This is a genomic window from Paenibacillus sp. VMFN-D1 (assembly GCF_003386155.1).
Taxonomy (GTDB): Bacteria; Bacillota; Bacilli; order Paenibacillales; family Paenibacillaceae; genus Paenibacillus_AQ; species Paenibacillus_AQ favisporus.
This window is the reverse complement of the sequence record NZ_QRDU01000001.1, coordinates 3,132,170-3,150,806: the sequence shown is the minus strand read 5'-3', so window position 1 is coordinate 3,150,806 and position 18,637 is coordinate 3,132,170. Positions and strand designations below refer to the sequence as shown.

At 54.2% G+C, this 18,637-nt stretch carries 14 protein-coding genes; 12 read left to right on the top strand and 2 right to left on the bottom strand.

The genetic code is table 11. The features are described 5' to 3' along the window. The first annotated feature begins 5 nt into the window (after positions 1–5). The 9 genes from C7820_RS14465 (at position 6) to C7820_RS14425 (ending at position 12,737) form a co-directional block, all read left to right on the top strand. A complete protein-coding gene (locus C7820_RS14465) occupies positions 6–1,670 on the top strand; it encodes an ABC transporter substrate-binding protein (RefSeq protein WP_397334141.1) in 1,665 nt (554 codons plus the stop codon). 102 nt (positions 1,671–1,772) lie between these two features. Next, a complete protein-coding gene (locus C7820_RS14460; RefSeq protein ID WP_116231462.1) occupies positions 1,773–3,200 on the top strand; it encodes an alpha-L-fucosidase in 1,428 nt (475 codons plus the stop codon). A gap of 187 nt (positions 3,201–3,387) precedes the next feature. Continuing rightward, a complete protein-coding gene (locus C7820_RS14455; protein WP_181909033.1) occupies positions 3,388–4,176 on the top strand; it encodes a helix-turn-helix domain-containing protein in 789 nt (262 codons plus the stop codon). A 172-nt stretch (positions 4,177–4,348) separates the two neighbouring features. Then, positions 4,349–5,293, top strand: a complete 945-nt coding sequence (locus C7820_RS14450; RefSeq protein ID WP_258875235.1) for a carbohydrate ABC transporter permease — start codon at positions 4,349–4,351, stop codon at positions 5,291–5,293. A 22-nt stretch (positions 5,294–5,315) separates the two neighbouring features. Then, positions 5,316–6,698, top strand: coding sequence for an ABC transporter substrate-binding protein (locus C7820_RS14445; protein ID WP_116231460.1), 1,383 nt, complete (start codon positions 5,316–5,318; stop codon positions 6,696–6,698). A gap of 81 nt (positions 6,699–6,779) precedes the next feature. Then, the gene (locus tag C7820_RS14440; RefSeq protein ID WP_116231459.1) at positions 6,780–7,649 is read left to right on the top strand and encodes a carbohydrate ABC transporter permease; all 870 of its coding nucleotides are present in this window, start codon (positions 6,780–6,782) and stop codon (positions 7,647–7,649) included. 58 nt (positions 7,650–7,707) lie between these two features. After that, on the top strand, positions 7,708–9,030 hold the full coding sequence (gene melA / locus C7820_RS14435) for an alpha-galactosidase (RefSeq protein ID WP_116231458.1): 1,323 nt from the start codon (positions 7,708–7,710) through the stop codon (positions 9,028–9,030). A 69-nt stretch (positions 9,031–9,099) separates the two neighbouring features. After that, entirely contained in the window at positions 9,100–9,711 is a 612-nt protein-coding gene (locus tag C7820_RS14430; protein WP_116231457.1) for a DL-endopeptidase inhibitor IseA family protein, read from the top strand. 362 nt (positions 9,712–10,073) lie between these two features. Continuing rightward, the gene (locus tag C7820_RS14425; RefSeq protein WP_116231456.1) at positions 10,074–12,737 is read left to right on the top strand and encodes a discoidin domain-containing protein; all 2,664 of its coding nucleotides are present in this window, start codon (positions 10,074–10,076) and stop codon (positions 12,735–12,737) included. Positions 12,738–12,973: 236 nt separating this feature from the next. Here the strand turns inward: C7820_RS14425 and C7820_RS14420 are convergent, their stop codons facing one another. Together C7820_RS14420 and C7820_RS14415 are read right to left on the bottom strand one after the other, a co-directional pair. Then, a complete protein-coding gene (locus tag C7820_RS14420) occupies positions 12,974–13,363 on the bottom strand; it encodes a hypothetical protein (protein WP_116231455.1) in 390 nt (129 codons plus the stop codon). Positions 13,364–13,591: 228 nt separating this feature from the next. Continuing rightward, entirely contained in the window at positions 13,592–14,068 is a 477-nt protein-coding gene (locus C7820_RS14415) for a hypothetical protein (protein ID WP_116231454.1), read from the bottom strand. 326 nt (positions 14,069–14,394) lie between these two features. On the opposite strand from C7820_RS14415, the gene C7820_RS14410 reads away from it, so the two are divergent. From C7820_RS14410 to C7820_RS14400, 3 genes are read left to right on the top strand one after another with little or no spacing between them, the layout of a single operon-like run. Next, positions 14,395–15,402 carry a substrate-binding domain-containing protein gene (locus C7820_RS14410; RefSeq protein WP_116231453.1) on the top strand — a complete coding sequence of 336 codons (1,008 nt, stop codon included), beginning with the start codon at positions 14,395–14,397 and terminating at the stop codon, positions 15,400–15,402. After that, positions 15,392–17,314, top strand: a complete 1,923-nt coding sequence (locus tag C7820_RS14405) for a cache domain-containing sensor histidine kinase (RefSeq protein WP_116231452.1) — start codon at positions 15,392–15,394, stop codon at positions 17,312–17,314. The genes C7820_RS14410 and C7820_RS14405 overlap by 11 nt, the downstream gene beginning before the upstream one ends. After that, positions 17,314–18,528, top strand: a complete 1,215-nt coding sequence (locus C7820_RS14400; RefSeq protein ID WP_116231451.1) for a response regulator — start codon at positions 17,314–17,316, stop codon at positions 18,526–18,528. The genes C7820_RS14405 and C7820_RS14400 overlap by 1 nt, the downstream gene beginning before the upstream one ends. The last annotated feature ends 109 nt before the right edge of the window (positions 18,529–18,637 follow it).

The following is an 18,637-nucleotide window of genomic DNA, read 5'->3' as shown; positions in this document are numbered from 1 at the left end:
TGGATATGAGCCATTCAACCAAAGGAGGAGTTTCTTTGAAAAAACGGGCATTTATCGGCTTAAGCGTGTTGTTGGTATTATCCCTTCTGCTGTCGGCATGCGGAGGCTCCAAGCAGGAGCAGAATGACGCAGGGGCTGCCGCCTCGGATCCCAGTAAACCGGTGGAGCTGTCGGTATTCGCGCCGCAGCAGGCGGGGATCGAAAACATGGACGTCAACAAGTTCTCCAAGTACATCGAGGACAAGCTCGGCATCAAGTTTAATTGGAGCACGGTGCCGGACGCCGGCTTCAGCGACAAAAAGCTGCTGCTTCTGGCGAGCGGCGACTACCCGGCTGTCATTATGAACGCGGGCATATCCAAAGCGGACCAAATCAAATATGGCCAGCAGGGAGCCTTCATCCCGCTGAACGATCTGATCGACCAGTACGCCCCCAACATTAAAAAGGCGATGGAGGACGTGTCTTACCTGAAGCAGGGCATGGTCGCCCCGGACGGCAAAATTTACGCGCTGCCGAAGCTGAACGAATGCCTGCACTGCACCTATGGGCAGCGGATGTGGATCAATACTTCCTGGCTGGAGAAGCTGGGCCTGTCGATGCCGACGACGACCGATGAGTTTTACAACGTGCTGAAGGCATTTAAGGAGAAAGACCCGAACGGCAACGGCAAAGCCGACGAAATTCCGTTCACCACCTCGTCCGATGGCGTGTGGGGGGGCGGCGTGGATTCGTTCCTGATGAACGCTTTTATCTATGACAACACCTCGGATTACTTAAGCATCAAAGACGGCCAGGTTATCTATTCACCGGCGCAGCCCGAATGGAAGGAAGGCCTGAAGTATTTGCGGAAGCTGTTTGCCGAAGGCTTGATGGATAAAGCCGTTTTTACGCAGAACAACGATGCGGTGAAGCAGCTGGCCAACAAGCCGGACGCCGCCGTGGGCACTGTAGGTTACGCGCTGCTTAGCAGTGCCTTCAGCGTGGACGACTCGAACCCGAGACATAAAGATTACGACGTCGTTCCGCCGCTGAAAGGACCAAACGGAGTCCAGCTGACAGGCTACAGCATTGGCGCGGGCGACGGATCGTTTGTGATCACGAACAAGGCGACGAAAGAAGAGCAGGTCGCTGCCATCAAACTGGCGGACTACCTCTGGTCCGAAGAAGGAACGGTCATGACCTCCTGGGGCTTTGAAGGGGAAGGCTGGAAAAAAGCCGACAGCGGCAAGCTGGATTACAACGGCAAACCGGCGAAGTATGATGTGGTTCCGAAGGCTCCGTCCGCGAACGGGGAAACGACGCTGGACAATTTCTGGTGGCAGCTCGGCACGATGCAGATGCTGAACTCCATCCGCGAATCCTTTGCCGCTCCAAGCGATCCGCTGGGCAACGGTGCCTATGAATACCGCTTATGGCTGGCCGCCAAAAAATACGAGCCTTTCGCCAAGCCGGAAGTCGTCTATCCTGCGGATACGTTCATTGACCCGGCGGACGCCATGACGGTTGCGCAAATGCAGAAGTCGCTGACCGATTATGTGAAATCGAGCCTGGCGCAGTTCGTGACGGGCAACAAAGACATCGACAAGGATTGGGACAGCTACATCGCCGGCTTCAAGGGATTGCAGCTGGATCAATACTTGGCGATCTACCAAAAAGCGTTAAAGAAATAAGGGACGGCAGCCGGATATCTGATGTGTAAAGCAGGTATCCGGCTTTTACAAGGAGAACAAGGTAGGCATACCTGTAATCAAAACCAGGATGGAGGGCATTTCATGATGATAACGACCGAAAGGATCCGCTACGCCGCACAGGTTCAGCCGACCGAACGGCAGCTGGCCGTGCAGGAGATGGAGTTCTACGCGTTCATTCATTTTACGGTCAATACGTTTACGGACCGGGAGTGGGGGGACGGGAAGGAGGATCCGGCTATCTTTAATCCGGCGGAGCTGGATGCCGGCCAATGGGTGGCGGCGATCAAGTCAGCCGGGATGAAGGGGCTGATTCTGACCTGCAAGCACCACGACGGTTTCTGCCTCTGGCCGAGCCGGTATACGGAGCACTCGGTCAAGAACAGCCCGTGGAAGGACGGGCAGGGCGATGTGGTCCGGGAAGTGTCGGAGGCGTGTCGGAGGGAAGGGATCCGCTTCGGCATTTACCTGTCCCCCTGGGACCGGCATGAGCCTACATACGGCGATTCACCGGCGTATAACGAATATTTTACCAATCAGCTGAGAGAACTGCTGACCAATTACGGCGACGTGTTTTGCGTCTGGTTCGACGGCGCCTGCGGTGAAGGGCCGAACGGCAAGCGCCAGGTGTACGACTGGGACGCTTACTACGCGCTGATTCGCGAGCTGCAGCCGGAGGCGGCGATTTCGGTCTGCGGTCCGGACATCCGCTGGTGCGGCAACGAAGCCGGCCACTGCCGGGAATCGGAGTGGAGCGTCGTGCCTGCGTCGCTGCGGGATAACGAGAAGATCCAGGCAAAATCCCAGCAGGAGGACGATCCGTCGTTTGCCCGGAGCTACCGGTCGGAGGACGAGGACTTGGGCAGCCGGGCGGTCATCGAGCACGAGCAGGATCTGGTCTGGTACCCGGCGGAGGTCAACACGTCGATCCGTCCGGGCTGGTTCTACCACGCCTCCGAAGATGACAAGGTCAAATCGCTGGATGAGCTGATGAACGTATATTATGGATCGGTCGGCGGCAACGCGACCTTCCTTCTTAACCTTCCGCCGGACCGGCGCGGCCTCATTCATGAGCGGGACGTCCAGCGCCTGCAGGAGCTGGGGGACCGGATCCGCAGCACGTTTGGCACCGACTTGGCTGAAGGGGCCGCGGTAGAGGCATCCGTCCAGGCAGAAGGCCATCAAGCAGACCATGTTCTTGACGGACAACCGGACACGTACTGGGCGCCGCCCGAAGGCACGGAGCAGGCTTCACTCACGCTGGATCTGCAGAGGGAGACCGCCTTTGACCACGTCGTGCTGCAGGAATACCGGTACAGCCAGCGGGTAGAGCGCTTTGAGCTCGAGTATCTGGATGGGGACACGTGGAAAACAGCTTACACGGGTACGGTGATCGGCCACAAGCGGATCTGCCGTTTTCCCGCCGTCAAGAGCCGTTATATCCGGCTTCAAATCCGGGAGTCCCGGTGGTGTCCGCAGATTTCCTCCATTCGGATTTATCTGCAGCCATAGAGCGGAACCATTATAGCTTCTTTTCAATTGTATACTATGCACACTTATTAAACTCCTCGCTGAGGCGGCCCGTTTAGGGTCTGTCCATCGGGGAGTTTTTTTGCGGTTATCCGACATTCCCGCCTCAGTATAATGTTAATGAACTTCGAACCAACAATTTCAAATTATGGAAGGTGGGATATTCGTATTGGATAGATCTTCACTGTACACCGATCTCGTAACGTACCCTTCCGGATGGAAAATGGGCACGCATGTGCATCCCCATTTCGAAATCTGCGTGGTCACTTTCGGACGAGGTGAGTTCTATGCTGAAGACCAGGTCTTTTCGATTCAGGAGGGGGATGTCATCCTGATCACCCCCGGCGTACCCCACGACTACAGCTCCGTTACACCGATCCGCTTCGCCGTCCTGCAGGTTGACCATTTGTCGCATGAGTTAGAACGGTTATTTTTTCAAATGACAAATGAAGAGTCGCTGCACCTGTTTCCCCTGGCCCATTATGCATTGGAGCGTTTTGAGAAGTTGTTCAGCGTGTGGCTCCACATGACCTCCGTCCGTCCGAATCAGCTGTTTAACCGGTTGTTAAAAACGTGGGTCGAGTTATTTATGCTGTTTTTATTGGACCGTATCGAACAACAGGATTCCAGAATTACCTTGGATGCCATAGCCGAGTATATCCGCACCAACCTGGACAAAGAAATGAGGGTGACCGATCTGGCGCGGATGATCCGCATGTCGGAGAGCGGGCTGCGCTCCTGTTTCAAAAAGACTTACGGTCTCTCACCCAAGCAATATCTGCAGCAGTACCGGATGTCCGAGGCCAAAATGCTGCTTACCTTCTCCGACAAGACGGTTCAGCAAATCGCGAGCGGGGTCGGATTCCCCAATATTCATGCCTTCTCCGCCTGGTTTCAAAAACAGACGGGGATGTCTCCCACCGCCTGGAGGAAAGAGCAGCGAAGAAGGGGCGGGTGAGAAGTCGAAGGCTGTCTTCGGAAAATGTTCAGCGATAATCGTAAAACTTGTGAAGTTTTTTATAAATACAGCGAAGGCGTCCCTTTATAAAATAGGCTTGCACGTTTAAGAAAACGCTGTCAAAGGAGGGGGAATCTGCTAAGTCCGCAAAAATCGGCTAGGAGGTGTCTGCTTGTCCCGTTCAAGTGCAGAGGTTGGGCCGTCTGTTCAGGTCCGTTCATCCAAGGGAACCATGAGCAAAATCGCAAAAGTGAATCTTCGGAACGGTCTGCTGTTCGTTTCACCCTGGCTGGCAGGGTTTGCCGCCTTTTCGCTGCTGCCGTTTCTGCTATCCCTGTATTACAGCTTTACGACCTACGATGTGGTCAGTTCGCCCGTATGGGTAGGGTTGGATAATTTTGTGCAGTTATTCAAAGACCCGTTATTCTGGAAATCGATTACCAACACGATGTACTATACATTATTTTCGGTTCCGCTCGGCATCGTCTTCGGCGTGGCTCTGGCGCTGCTGCTGAACATGAAGGTCAAAGGAATGGCTTTGTACCGGACGATTTTTTACCTGCCCAGCATCGTTCCGGTTGTGGCGTCTTCCGTACTGTGGCTGTGGCTGTTCGACCCGCAGTTCGGACTGATCAACGGCCTGCTGGATGCCATCGGCATTGCAGGTCCCGGGTGGCTGGTCGACCCGGCATGGTCGAAACCTGCCCTGATCGTGATGGGACTGTGGGGCGTCGGCGGCGCGATGATCATCTACCTCGCAGGGCTGCAGGATATTCCGCAGGAAATGTACGAGTCGGCGCAGATCGACGGGGCGGTATGGTGGCAAAAAATCGTCTATATTACACTGCCGATGCTGAGTCCGGTCATTTTCTTCAATTTAATTATGGGCCTGATCGGTTCCTTTCAGTATTTCACGCAGGCCTACATTATTACGTCCGGCGGACCCAACGATTCTACGCTGTTCTATTCGCTGTATCTGTACAAGAACGCCTTTTCTTACTTCCATATGGGGTATGCCTCGGCTATGGCATGGATTTTGTTCCTGCTGATTATGGCCGTCACGCTGCTGGTATTTAAGAGCTCCGCACGATGGGTTTTCTACGGCGGGGAAAGGTAAAACGATATCGGAGGTGCATGGAATGAAGTCAACGCTCAAACCGTTCTTATCGATGGTGCTGATCATGCTGATGCTTGCCGGCCTAATAGCATGTTCCTCACCGGGTACTCCGGCGGCCGGGCAGGATGGCAAGAAGGAAGATACGTCCGCCCCGTCTTCCGATTCCGGAAAGAAAGGCGACGGAAAAGCCGTAGAAGTTACATATTGGCATATGTGGACGAGTGACTGGAAGAAGCTGATCGACAGCCTGGTCGATGAGTTCAATCAGACGCATCCCGGCATTCACGTGACCGCGCTCTCCATTACCGGCGATGCCAACGCCAAATTTTTGACGGCACAGGCCGGCGGGGATCCGCCCGACGTTATGACGCAGTGGAACCAGATCATTCCCTCGTGGGCGGAAAAGGGAGCCATCGCTTCACTGGACCCGTACATCCAGGCCGACGCGCCGGATTTGGGCGAGTGGATGTACCCTACGGTAAAAGAAATCGGAACTTACAAGGGAAAAATGTATGCGATCCCATTTTCGATGAATACGCTGGCGATGTATTACAACAAAGATATTTTGAAAGAGGAAGGGTTCGATCCGGAAAAACCGCCCACCACGATCCAGGAGCTGGATGCAATGCAGGACAAATTGTGGAAACTGGATAAACGCGGATTCATCCAGCGGGTCGGCTATATGCCGAGCGGGCTTACCCAGTGGAGCACCGCTTTCGGCGGAAAATGGGCGGATGAGGACGGCAAGCCGACGGCAACCGATCCGAACAACCTTGCAACATTGGAATGGTTTCAGTCTTACGCGAAAAAATACGATCCGACCAAAGTCGCCGCTTTTAACAAAAGCATGTCTTCCAACGTGAACTCGGCGTGGTCTTTCCTCAGCGGCAAGCAGGTGTTCGCGATGGACGGCATGTGGAGGCTGGAGGACCTGAAAAATTATGCTCCGGACCTTCAGTATGGCGTCATGACGCTGCCCTACCCGGAAGGAACCGGAAAACCGGACGCGACCTGGGTCAATGGAAACTTTAACATTATTCCGGAAAAAGCCAAGCATCCGAAAGAGGCGTGGGAATTCATCCTGTGGCTGACCGGCTATCATAACGAAGATTGGGCGGCGCAAATGCTGACCAAGGGCGGATGGATCCCGCCATCGCCAAAGATTACGGAGAAGCAGGCTTACCAGGACTTCATGAATGAAATTCCGGCCAGAAAAACGTTCGTCGACCTGCTCGGCAGCCCCAATGCGAAGATCACACCTGTCATTCCGGTGCAGCAGTATTATTGGGACCGGGCGGCAAAAGCCGAAGAGTCGGTCATGACGGGGAACAAAGATCCGAAGCAGGCCTTAGAAAACTTGCAGAAAGAAGTCGAAGAAGAGATCGCCAAAGCCGGAGGCAAATAACGGATAAGGGCAGGGAGGAAAGGAATCCAAATCGGTTACCCCTTCCTCCTGCCTTCATAACCGTGAAAGGAGAGGCCCAAGATGCTTGAAATCAAGACTCAGTCTACCACGAAATTAAGCAGAACAAAGAAAGGCGTGTTTCAACAGCTGATCGCCCATGTTTGCTTGATCTTGCTGGGCATCACCTTTCTTTTTCCTTTTGTCTGGATGCTGTCCACCGCGCTCAAACCGGAGGCGCAAATTTTCAAATGGCCGCCGGAGTGGATTCCGGATCAGTTCCTATGGTCGAACTTTCCGGAGGCGCTGACGTTTGTCCCGTTCGGTACTTACGTCCTCAATACGTTAACGATTTGCATATGGGCAATGGTCGGCACCTGCGTTTCCTCCGCCCTCGTGGCTTACGGGTTTGCCAAAATCCAATGGCCGGGACGGAACGTACTGTTCATGATTATGCTCAGCACAATGATGCTGCCTTCCCAGGTCACGATGATTCCGATTTTCGTCATTTTCAAAAAGATCGGCTGGGTGGGAAGCTACAAACCGCTCATTATCCCGGCATTTTTAGGCGGTGCGTTTTTTATTTTTCTGCTGAGGCAGTTTTTTCTGACGATTCCGCAGGAACTATCCGAGGCAGCCAAGATCGACGGCTGTTCGGAATTCCGGACCTTCTGGCAGATTATCCTCCCGCTCGCCCGTCCGGCATTCGCCACAGTGGCGTTATTTACGTTCATGAACAACTGGAATGACTTCATGGGACCGTTAATTTATTTGAGCGACGAGAAAATGTACACCGTATCGCTGGGGTTGCAGCAGTTTATCGGTCAATACGGCACGCGCTGGGGGATGCTGATGGCGGCTTCCACCGTTGCGACGCTGCCTATTATCATTTTGTTCTTTTTTGCCCAAAAGACCTTTATTCAGGGGATTTCGACGACAGGCATCAAAGGCTGACAGCTGACTGGCCGGGGTTTCGGCCGCACGCAGCTTGATCAAAGGGAGGAATTCGGCAGTGAAGAAGATCGTATTTATCGGGGCAGGCAGTCTCGTGTTCACCAAAAACCTCGTTCGCGACCTGCTTACGTTCCCTGCGCTCGCTGACAGCATCATCGCTTTGGTTGACATTGACGAGGAGCGCCTCGGATTTGCGAAGAAGACGGTGGAGAAAATCATTTCGGCCGGAGGCTATCCGGCGAAAGTCGAGGCGCATACCGACAGGACCAGAGCGCTCGACGGGGCGGACGGAGTCGTCTGCACGATCTTGGCGGGAAGCCTGGACGTATGGCGGAAAGACATCGAGATTCCGAAACAATACGGCGTGGACATTAATGTTGGAGATACGCGCGGGCCATCCGGCATATTCAGGGCGCTCCGCACGATTCCGGTGATGCTGGACATTTGCCGCGATATCGAGCGGTACTGTCCACAGGCGGTATTTCTGAATTATACGAACCCGATGGCGATGCTGTGCAGGGCGATGCAGAGCGAAACGAACGTGATCGTGACAGGTCTGTGCCACAGCGTGCAGGGAACGGCATCGATGCTGGCCCGGTGGATCGGGGCGCCTAAAGACGAGATCACGTATCTCTGCGCAGGCATCAATCATCAGGCGTTCTACCTGGATTTTCGCTGGAACGGCCAAGACGCGTATCCGCTCATTCGGGAGGCGATGAATCATCCGGATATTTACAACGAGGAGCAGGTCCGAAATGAAATGTTCCTTCATCTGGATTATTACGTCACGGAATCCAGCGGCCATAACTCTGAATACAATGCCTGGTTCCGAAAGCGGCCGGATTTGATTGAAAAGTACTGCACGAACGGCACGGGCTGGAATCCCGGTGAATACGCGTATATTATCAAAGGCTACGAACAGAGGCAGGGCAGCTGGAAGGAACAGATGCGGCGCTGGATGGAAGAGCCTGTCGATTTAAACCGGGGCGAAGAGTACGCTGCGTATATCTTTAACGCCACGATCGGGGACGGTACCCTGTTTAAATTCAACGGCAACGTCCGTAATCATGGCCTTATCGATAATTTGCCGGACGGCTGCTGCGTTGAAGTCCCGGTATTGGCTTCGAAAAGAGGGCTGGAGCCGATTCATGTGGGAGCCTTGCCGGATCAGCTGGCGGCCCTGACCAATATAAGCGCCCGCTGCGAAGAAATGGCTGTGGAAGGCGCGCTTACTGGCGATCCGCGGAAAGTATTCCATGCGGTATGCTTCGATCCGCTGACTTCCGCGGTCCTTAGCCTGGCTGAGATCAAATCGATGGTTGATGAGATGTTTGAAGCCAATCGCGAATATTTGCCGCAGTTTAAACATTTCAAATCATAGCTTATCGTTTCCTGGATGAAACTTTTTCCATCCTGATTTCGTTTAACAGGGTGGAGGCGATAATACAAGATGAAACTTAATCGAAAAATTGGATTTACACTAGCAACCGGTTTGATGGGAGCAAGTCTGCTGGCCGCTGCGGCCGGAGCGGCTCCGGCGGGGAGCGTGACTGCTCCGGCGCAGGTGCCGGCACAAACGGTAGAGAAGGTTGTCGTGACCGACGCGACCAAGATCAGCAAGCTGAACCATACCAGCGTGGCGCCATTAATCATAGAAGCCGAAAAGCGGTATTTTTATGCCCTGGGCGGCGGCAAGGGATTAGGGGACACATTCGAGGTCGGTGGCCGGCAGTATCGGTACTTATCCGATGATATAGGAACCCGGGAGAAGCTGATGAACTATTTGAAGTCTGTGTATACGGAGAAGGCAGCTGCCTATTTTGTGGACAAATATTTCATTTCTCATGATGGTCGTTTGGCCCAGCTGAACGCCGACGGCGGCAACATTCTGGAGTTCGACAAGGCGACGGCCAAACTGCTCAGCATGACGGATACGCAGCGCGTGTATAAGCTGAGCGTTCCTTACCCGGAGCATCTTCAGGGTCCGGCATACGTGACGGTCAAGTTTGAGAAAGTCGGGCAATTTTGGAGAGTGGGCACCGCCCCGCATGCGATTTTCTAGTAGGGATTCCTACTTCTGCAGCTTCTCGGATCGCCGGGCAGATGCGCTTGAAAACCGAAAAGCATATGGGCAAAAGCTGCGTATTTTTACGCAGCTTTTTTATTTGCGATTCGGGAATCGCGGCCCATCGATCCACCTCCTGAGCCATCTCCTTGAAATCGGGTCAATGCCGCCCGGTTGAAAATGGCATTTTTATAAATCCGATTGGCGTTTTTGTTCATATTCAAACCGGGTCTGGCGTCTTTACAATCAAAGAGAAAGATGCAGCGCATCTTGCTTAAATACCTTGAATGGAGGGAGGTTGGACTGAATCTTGTAACCGCTGTCAAAATAAAAGTTCATCAAAGGAGGATGTTGAAGTGATGCGCAAGAAGCTGCCCGTTATCCTATTGGCCGTTACGATGATGCTAGGAGGCGCCGCGCCGGGAATGGACACCGTCAGGGCCGCCGCCAAGGAGCCCCAAACGCTGAATCCTGCGGATGAATATCTGCCGCTGAGTCCGGATGGACGAAGCCGCCTGTACCCGAAGGATTGGTTCCCGGGTTACCAGGATGAGCAGGGGAGATACGTACACGATTTTTCCTATGCGGGTTATCACCGCGGGTTGGAGGATATTCCTTCCGTAAAGAAAAACAAAAGTATTGATGTTACGAAGGCGCCATATCACGCCGACTCCACAGGAAACACGGATGCGACGGCTGCCATTCAGCAGGCCATCGACGATGCGGCTTCCAGGGGAGGGGGCGTCGTCTATCTTCCGAAGGGAACCTATCGGGTGGCGCCGCAGGCAGGCAAGGATTATGCCTTGAACATCCACGCGAGCCGCATCGTGCTGAAAGGCGACGGCATAGACAAGACCCAGATATATAACGCCCAGGAAAACATGAAGAACAAGGATATTATCCGGGTCGGCGGCGGAGATTGGAAAAAGACCGATGTCTCCACTGCCTTAACGAAGTCGGTTTCCGAACCGACCGTGCTGTTTCCTGTAGCGGATGCAAGCAGGTTTGCCGTTGGCGACTATGTAGTCATTTCGTTCGAGACGACGGAAGGATTTCTGAAAGAGCTGGGTATGCAAAATAAATGGTCGTCCCGTCTGGGCAAGGTGGAGCCGCTGTTCTACCGGCAGATCGTCGGAGTGGATCCGGTTCACCATACATTAACGCTTGATATTCCTACCCGATATCCTATGAAGCTGAGGGACCATATCACGATTGCGAAGACCGCACGTCCGATGGAAGAGATCGGGCTGGAAGACTTTTCCATTGCCAACGTGCAAAACTCCAAATCCGGTCTGGGCGAAGACGATTTTAAAGTGGTCGGCACAGCCGGCTATGAAAGCGATAACGCCAAGGCTGTCAATATGGTGGCCGTCGCCAACAGCTGGATCCGCAACATCAGCACTTATAAACCGCCGGGGAATCAGGATTACCATATTTTATCCAAAGGCATTATTCTCGATCGAACCAAAAATGTTACCGTTGAGAATGTCTCAATGCAGTATCCGCAGTACCGGGGGGCGAACGGCAACGGATATTTGTACCAGCTGATCGGAAACGACAATCTGATCGTGGACAGCAAGGCTGTGGGAGCAAGGCACAGCTATACCTTCGCCAATTTTTCTTCCAACGGAAACGTGCTTTACCGGGATTACTCGGAGAATCCGTCGCTGCTCACGGATTTCCACATGTATTTAAGCATGGCCAACCTGATTGACAATCTCGTAGTCAACGGGGACACCATTTCCGCCATTACCCGGGATTACGGTTCGTCGCCTACCAACCGTCACGGTGTCGTGACCACCGAAAGCGTGTTCTGGAACACGACCGGAGAAGCGTCGCATCCCAGCAAGCCCGGTGTGATCGTGGAATCGGAACAATTCGGGAACGGATACGTGATTGGCACCCAGGGGAAGGACAATGGGGTCAATGTACATATCACCGGATCGATTCCCGATGCGAACACGCAGCCTTTTGACATGGCCGAAGGGATCGGCGAAGGAAAGCGGCTGTCGCCCCAAAGCTTGTACGCCGACCAGAGCAAGCGCCGGCTGCAGCGTCTGGGCGCCGGACTCAAGTCGCTTCTGATCGAAGGGCAGCCGATTGCCGGCATGCAGTTTTTAAGAACGGAATACGACTATACGCTGCCATATGGGACGACGAAACCTCCGGTTATGACGGCCGAACCGTTGGAAAATGGTGCGAAAGTATCCGTGTCCCAGCCCCAGGATGTCAACGGTACAGGGGAGATCAAGGTGTCTTACCGCGGTAACGTCCAGAACATCCGGGTTCGTTTTCATGTCGCTGACACGCCGGTTCTTCCCGAAAATATAACGGTCACGGCGGATAAAAGTGTTCCGGGCTGGAGAGTGACCGGCAATGCGATCAGCGCTGGCAGAAGCGGACAGCTTGCCTCGTACCTGACGCTGGACAATGGCGATATGGTCAATGTCAATGACTTGAACGTTCCCGTCAGCTACTGGGTGAGCGATGACACCGTAGGGATGGTGGTAGGGAACACCTTCCATGCCTTGAAGCCCGGAACGGTGGATATTATCGCGAGCTGCGTTTTCGAAGGGGTGACCGTAGAGGCCAGGGAGACATTTGTGGTCAAGGATGCCATTCAGGAGCCGCCGGGGGAACTGGCAGAAATTGTAAAGGTTACAGCCAGCGCCGATGACGGAAATGTTCCGGTCAACACCATCGACCGGGACCCGGATTCCAGATGGTCGGCAGACGGCAAAGGTCAGTACCTGCAGCTGGAGCTTGCCAAGGAAACGCAGATCGATCAGGTTAACATTTGGTTCTATAACGGCCATACCCGGTCCAATGATTTCGATCTGGAGGTTTCGGTGGACGGCATTCATTATGAGAAGGTTCTAAGCGGCATATCCAGCCAAAAGCTTGCCGGATACGAAACGTTCGCGTTTCCGCCGGTTCAGGCGAAGTATGTCCGCTATGTCGGACAAGGAAATGAGCTGAATACCTGGAACAGCATCACGGAGTTTTGGGTACATGCATCTTAAAAAGCCGGCTGAAAGAAAGAGCGATATGGATTCTCGGTGAGAAAAAACCAGCCTGGACCATCTGTCCAGGCTGGTTTTCGACTTTTCTATTCATTTTTTCACGTGAACTTCGTTCGAGCATTCGATATCCGTTGTCTCAGGGACATCATCCGGCTCTCCATCCCTTGTATGATGTTGATCCGTATCGGAGCGCCCGGATGACCATTAAAACGTTGGACGGTCGTATGTACCTCCAGTTACCCGAATGATGTATGGACGCTTCGTTCGACGATTTCCCTTAGTTCAGCCTTGTGCGCCGAATATTGATCGATGCTGATGCTTCCTTTGCGAAGGCGCTCATCCAGCTGGCGGGTCAGCTGCGATACTTGCAGATCGATGACTCTCTGGATGTCCGCTCCTTGATCAGCAGCGATGTCATGAAGGGACTTGCCCTCATACAACGCTTCATACAGTTCCTCGTCGGAGTCCTGATGGAGAGCTTCCAGCAGTTCGTCTTTATCCTTTACGCCGGTGGCGGCCCATTTGGCTGCCGGGCTTGCGCTTGTGATGGAGGCGCTTAACGCGGTGCTTCCAAAGGACATGATCACGACCATCGTTCCGACAATCATCACTCGCTTTATGTTCATGGTTAAAAATCCTCTTTTCGTGTATTTTGTTACGGGTCATCTGTGTGAACAGGATGTGGTATGTGAGATCTTCAGCCTAAGGTCATTATAGACAGCAAACCTGAGGAAAACCTTAAAGATTCTATAACCGTACCTAAAGTTTTACGGATTCATTGCGGTTCAGGTTTCATTTATCGGAATTAATAAAAAAACAACGGAAAGCTCAAGGGCTCTCCGTTGTTTTCTTTGTTAAACGATAACTGGTGGTTCCGAGTATGCTTCGGCATTGAAGCTTTCCGGACCGGTCCGCGTCGGGAACACGATGACGGTTGCAGGCACGCTGATGATCGCTTGATACACGATGAATCCCGGGTTTGTTGGATGGTAGTCGATGCCGACTCCAGACAAAACCGTGGTTGTCAGCACGCCAGCCACAAGCGGCAACGTTTCCGTTACGGAATAAATCGTAGTGGCTACGCCATCGATAACCCGGTTAACCGTAACTGTGACGGGCGTCAGAACCGTTACCAAAGAGCTGAGCGTTACCGTGTAATCGAACACGACACGCAGATCGGGTCCGGCTGTGGACGTATTCAGTCCAAGCGTACCGAACAGCGCAGATGCAGGCGGAGCAAGGATGTTAAGAACAGGACCCAGTGGAACGGCAATGGCTCCCGCCGTACTGGCATTTTGGGAGACCTGTGTGTCAACTAAAAATTCTGGCATCTGTAAAAACCTCCTTCTTAAAAAGATAATAAAGGATATGCCTGAGGTGAAAGATAAGATTGGACGGGCTTGGGTTTCTACCGCGGTCTGTAAGAAAAAAGGCGAATATATTAATTTTCAAGAACGACCACATTTGAAAAGCGCAACGTCGCCCTTTTAAGGCGGGTCATGTCCTTGGTTTGCCGGAAGTTGCAGTGTTCCTATTAAATAGATACATGAGAGCGAATCGGATATTGGCAAGTTCTTTCGCTTCCCAAAAATCTGCCTTGTGCTATAATGTAACCGATTCCATAGAGTTCAGCAGACTGTGACAAGGGGAAACGCAGATGAAAAAGATGATGATGGTTTACCTGGTACTAATCATTGCGTTTGGCGTCTATGTATTTATGTACCGGATGGATGACAAGCGTTCTTCTGCATGGCCGGACGGCGGGCTGCACGGCAGCATCGGGGAGAACTATGTGATGGTGACCTTCCAATCCGGAATGGAATATTGGAAAAACATTGTGAAAGGCTTCGAGGATGGAGGCGACGCCCTCGGCGTGTCCGTCGAATACCACGGAGCCACTCAGTACGACGTGCAGGAGCAGATCACCGTGCTTGAGCAGGTCATTGCCAAAAAGCCTGCCGGCATCGCACTGTCGGCCATCGATTCCGACGCTTTGACCGCAACGATCAACAAGGCGGTGGACGCAGGCATTCCTGTCGTCCTGTTCGACTCGGATGCTCCGGACAGCAAGGCGTACTCTTTTCTTGCGACCAATAACTACGATGCGGGTGTGGCGGCTGCCGATAAAATGGCGCAAATCGTCGGCCGGCAGGGCGAGGTCGGCATCATCACGCAGTCCGGCCAGCAAAACCACAGCGACCGCACATCAGGGTTCAAGGAAACGATCGCGAGCCGGTATCCGGCGATGTCGGTGGTTGAGGTGAAGGAAGGAAAAGGCGACGCTATGATCGCCAAAGCCGCGGCCGCGGACATGCTGGGCAAGCATCCGGCCCTTAAAGGCATTTTCGTGACGGAAGCCAGCGGCGGCACAGGGGCAGCGGATGCGGTGATCGCTGCGAATCGGACCGGGAAGGTGAAGATCATCGGGTTTGATACCAATAAAGAGACGCTGGACCGGATATCCGACGGCACGATTTCAGCGACGATCGCGCAGGGGACGTGGAACATGGGCTACTGGTCGCTGCAGTATTTATTCCACCTTCATCACGGGCTGACCGTTCCCGCACCGACGCTGGGCAACGACGTATCCCCGCTGCCGCCGCGGGTGGATACCGGTATTACAATCGTTACCCGTGAGAATGTGAAGGATTATTATGCGAAATAAGCTGCGTAACAATTGGCGGCAGCGTTTGCTGCAGTGGACCCGGTTCGGTGATCTGCCGCTGCGGTACAAGCTGATCATCCTTTTTCTGATGGTAGGCATCCTTCCGTCGATTGCGCTCGGCGCATTGGTCAACTGGACGGTCAATCGGATCGTCGACGGGCAGGTCACGGCGAACACGGTGCAGCTCATCGGCAAAGTCAATCAGACGCTTGATAACGATATGGAAAACTTGCAGAACATTACGTATTTGATCGGCTTCGACCCGGCCATTAACAAGTTCCTGAATGGGCAGATTGCCGCTGAAGGGGCGGGTGCCGCCGGAGGAGTTGCCGGACAAGCGCAGCGCCCACAGATTAATGACCAAAACGGGGAAGTGTACGCCTTGAAGAAGTATCTGCAGGGCTTTACGACGCTGTATCCGGAAATTGCCGCCATCCTGGTCGTGAACCAGAACGGCGATTACATCAGCAACGAAATGTATGCCCGGACGCCGGGCAATTTGACCCGGGATTCGTGGTATGAGGAGGCTGCGGGACACGAAGGGATTTTTACAGTGCTGGGGCATCCTTCTGAGCGAAACGTCACGACGCATGTGCATTATGCCAACGATGAGCTGATCTCGGTCGTGCGGTCCTTTGTCGATCCGGATACGCGTAAAGTCACCGGAGCTGTGCTGATCGACTTGAAGCTGCGGGCGGTGGCCAGCACAGTCCGAAACGTCACCCTTGGTAAAAACGGGTATTTGATGGTAACCGATGCCGGCGGCTCGGCCATTTACACCCCGGATGAACCGTTGGTTCGGGACATTCCTTCATCCTGGATTCCCCGGGAAGACAGCGGCATGTTCAGGCATGAGGTCGACGGCAGGCGGCTGCAGTTTATTTACGGCACCTCGTCTTTTACAGGCTGGCGGACCATTGGCGTGTTCGACAGCGGCGAAGCGGTCCGCGAAGTGCGGGAGATCCGCTTCTATGTGATCTGCTTCCTGTTTGTCGTCTGCATGTTCGGCCTGACGGCCTCGTATACGCTGTCGCAGTCCGTGTCCCGGCCGATCCGCCAGCTGATGGCCTTCATGCAGAAGGCCGAATCCGGGGATTTGACGATCCGGTATTGGGGCGGAAGGCAGGACGAGGTTGGCATGCTGGGCCGCAGCTTTAACCGGATGCTGGCCGAAATCCGCAAGCTGCTGAAGCTGAGCGAGCTTCGGGAACGGCAGAAGCGCGAAGCGGAGCTGCGCAGCCTGCAGGCGCATATCAAGCCGCATTTTTTATACAATACCCTGGATACGATCCATTGGATGGCTAAGAAAAAAGGGGCCGACGATGTGTCCGATATGGTAGAGTCGCTGTCCAGGCTGTTCCGGATCGGGCTCAGCAAAGGGGATGACATTATTCCGATGACCGACGAATGGACGCATATCTCCAGCTATTTGCAGATTCAGAAGACGCGCTACCGGGACCGGCTCACCTACGAGCTGGATCTGCCCAAGGAAGCGGAAGGGCTGTACGTTTTAAAGCTTGTGCTTCAGCCAATCGTTGAAAATGCCATCTATCATGGCATTAAGGCACGCCGAGGCCCGGGCATCATACGGGTGTACGCTGAGGTGGAGGGCGGCGTCCTGCGCCTCCTTGTTAAGGACAACGGGGCGGGGATGTCCCAGGAGCGGCTAGATGCGCTCCGCCGCCAGCTTCAAGATCCTTTGGCGGCCATGGATCATCCACCGGAAGAAGGCGGACCGGCCAGCCGCAGCTACGGCATGCTGAACGTCCAGGCGCGGCTTGCACTGACTTTTGGGGAAAAATACGGAATTAGCATCGAGAGTACGGAAGGCACGGGCACGAGCGTGATGATCGAGCATCCGCTGCTGCATTCGGTCCCGGCGCAACGTGTACAAGATGGGAGAGATCGTTAATGAAGAAGCGATATCAGGTACTGATTGCGGACGATGAACCGATTATCCGGGAAGGCATCATGGATTCGGTGGACTGGGAGACGCTTGGCATGGAGGTCGCCGGCGAAGCGGAGGACGGGGAGCAAGCGCTTGAGTTCGCCCTGCGCGAAGCGGTCGACATCGTTCTGGTCGATATGAACATGCCGATCATGGACGGCTTGACGCTGATGAAGCGGTTGAAGGCCGAACGCCCGGCGTGCCGGTTTGTCATCATTACCGGGCATGACGAATTTGCCTATGCACAGGAAGCGATCCGCCTCGGCGTCAAGGATTATATTTTGAAGCCGGTCAACAGCGGCCATTTGCAAGAGGTGCTGCAGAGCGTCAAGCAGGAGCTCGATGAGCAGCAGGTGCAGAGCCACTATTTGAAGCAGGCGTCGGAGCAGATTGAGCGGAACATCCCGCTCCTGCGGCAGCGCTTCTGTCAGGAGTGGATTCAGGGGCTGGTGGATGACGGGAACGCGCTCGAGCAGCTGGAGTTTCTCGGCCTGCCTGCCGGTTTCCCGGTAGAGCTGGGGATTGTCAGATGGCCGGAGACGGCCTCCAACCAGACGCTGATGAAAGAGAGCGAGAGGCAGCTGTATTTGTTCGCGATCGAGAACATCGTCTCGGAGCTGCTGCAGCATACGCCCCATCAGGTATTCCGCGAACATACGGAATTAATCGGTATCTGCTTGTGGAATAACGCGCCGCTGGAAATGGCCGCGAATATTGAATCGGCGGTGCAGAAATATTTGAAAATCACCGTCCACTGCCAGATCGAGGCGGTGCCGGAAGGCCTGGGTGCTATGGCGGCCGCGTATGACGCCTGCCGGGAGGCGGTGTTCCGGGACGCGCAGCTGTCCCCGCTGGTGCGGCGGGCCCGGCAGCTCATCCACGACAATTACGACCGGCCGGAACTTACGCTGGAGTCGTTTGCGGAGAGCCTGCAGGTATCGCCGGTTTATTTGAGCCGGATGCTGAAAAAAGAGCTGGGGACTTCCTTCGTCGGGTTCCTGACGCAGACGAGGATCCGCAAAGCGATCCAGCTGCTGAACGCGACGAACCTGACCATCTACGAAATTGCCGAGCAGGTCGGCTACGACAGCCAGCATTACTTCAGCACAGCGTTCAAGAAGGTGATGGGCGTCTCTCCCAACCGGTACCGGCGCGGCGACGCGTATCAGGAAGTGTAGAGGCGGCATCATAATAAACCTAACGACCGACGACCGAAATCTTTCGGTCGTTTTTTATTTGCTCTCATAGCCATCCCCCACGTCTTACCCAAGCATGACCCTCCGGCAA

What these genes read in the sequence shown, in the direction of transcription:
- C7820_RS14465 (WP_397334141.1), top strand. Translation starts at nt 6, where the DNA reads ATGAGCCATTCAACCAAAGGAGGAGTTTCTTTGAAAAAACGGGCATTT.
- C7820_RS14460 (WP_116231462.1), top strand. Translation starts at nt 1,773, where the DNA reads ATGATGATAACGACCGAAAGGATCCGCTACGCCGCACAGGTTCAGCCG.
- C7820_RS14445 (WP_116231460.1), top strand. Translation starts at nt 5,316, where the DNA reads ATGAAGTCAACGCTCAAACCGTTCTTATCGATGGTGCTGATCATGCTG.
- C7820_RS14440 (WP_116231459.1), top strand. Translation starts at nt 6,780, where the DNA reads ATGCTTGAAATCAAGACTCAGTCTACCACGAAATTAAGCAGAACAAAG.
- C7820_RS14430 (WP_116231457.1), top strand. Translation starts at nt 9,100, where the DNA reads ATGAAACTTAATCGAAAAATTGGATTTACACTAGCAACCGGTTTGATG.
- C7820_RS14425 (WP_116231456.1), top strand. Translation starts at nt 10,074, where the DNA reads ATGCGCAAGAAGCTGCCCGTTATCCTATTGGCCGTTACGATGATGCTA.
- C7820_RS14420 (WP_116231455.1), bottom strand. Translation starts at nt 13,363, where the DNA reads ATGAACATAAAGCGAGTGATGATTGTCGGAACGATGGTCGTGATCATG.
- C7820_RS14415 (WP_116231454.1), bottom strand. Translation starts at nt 14,068, where the DNA reads ATGCCAGAATTTTTAGTTGACACACAGGTCTCCCAAAATGCCAGTACG.
- C7820_RS14410 (WP_116231453.1), top strand. Translation starts at nt 14,395, where the DNA reads ATGAAAAAGATGATGATGGTTTACCTGGTACTAATCATTGCGTTTGGC.
- C7820_RS14405 (WP_116231452.1), top strand. Translation starts at nt 15,392, where the DNA reads ATGCGAAATAAGCTGCGTAACAATTGGCGGCAGCGTTTGCTGCAGTGG.
- C7820_RS14400 (WP_116231451.1), top strand. Translation starts at nt 17,314, where the DNA reads ATGAAGAAGCGATATCAGGTACTGATTGCGGACGATGAACCGATTATC.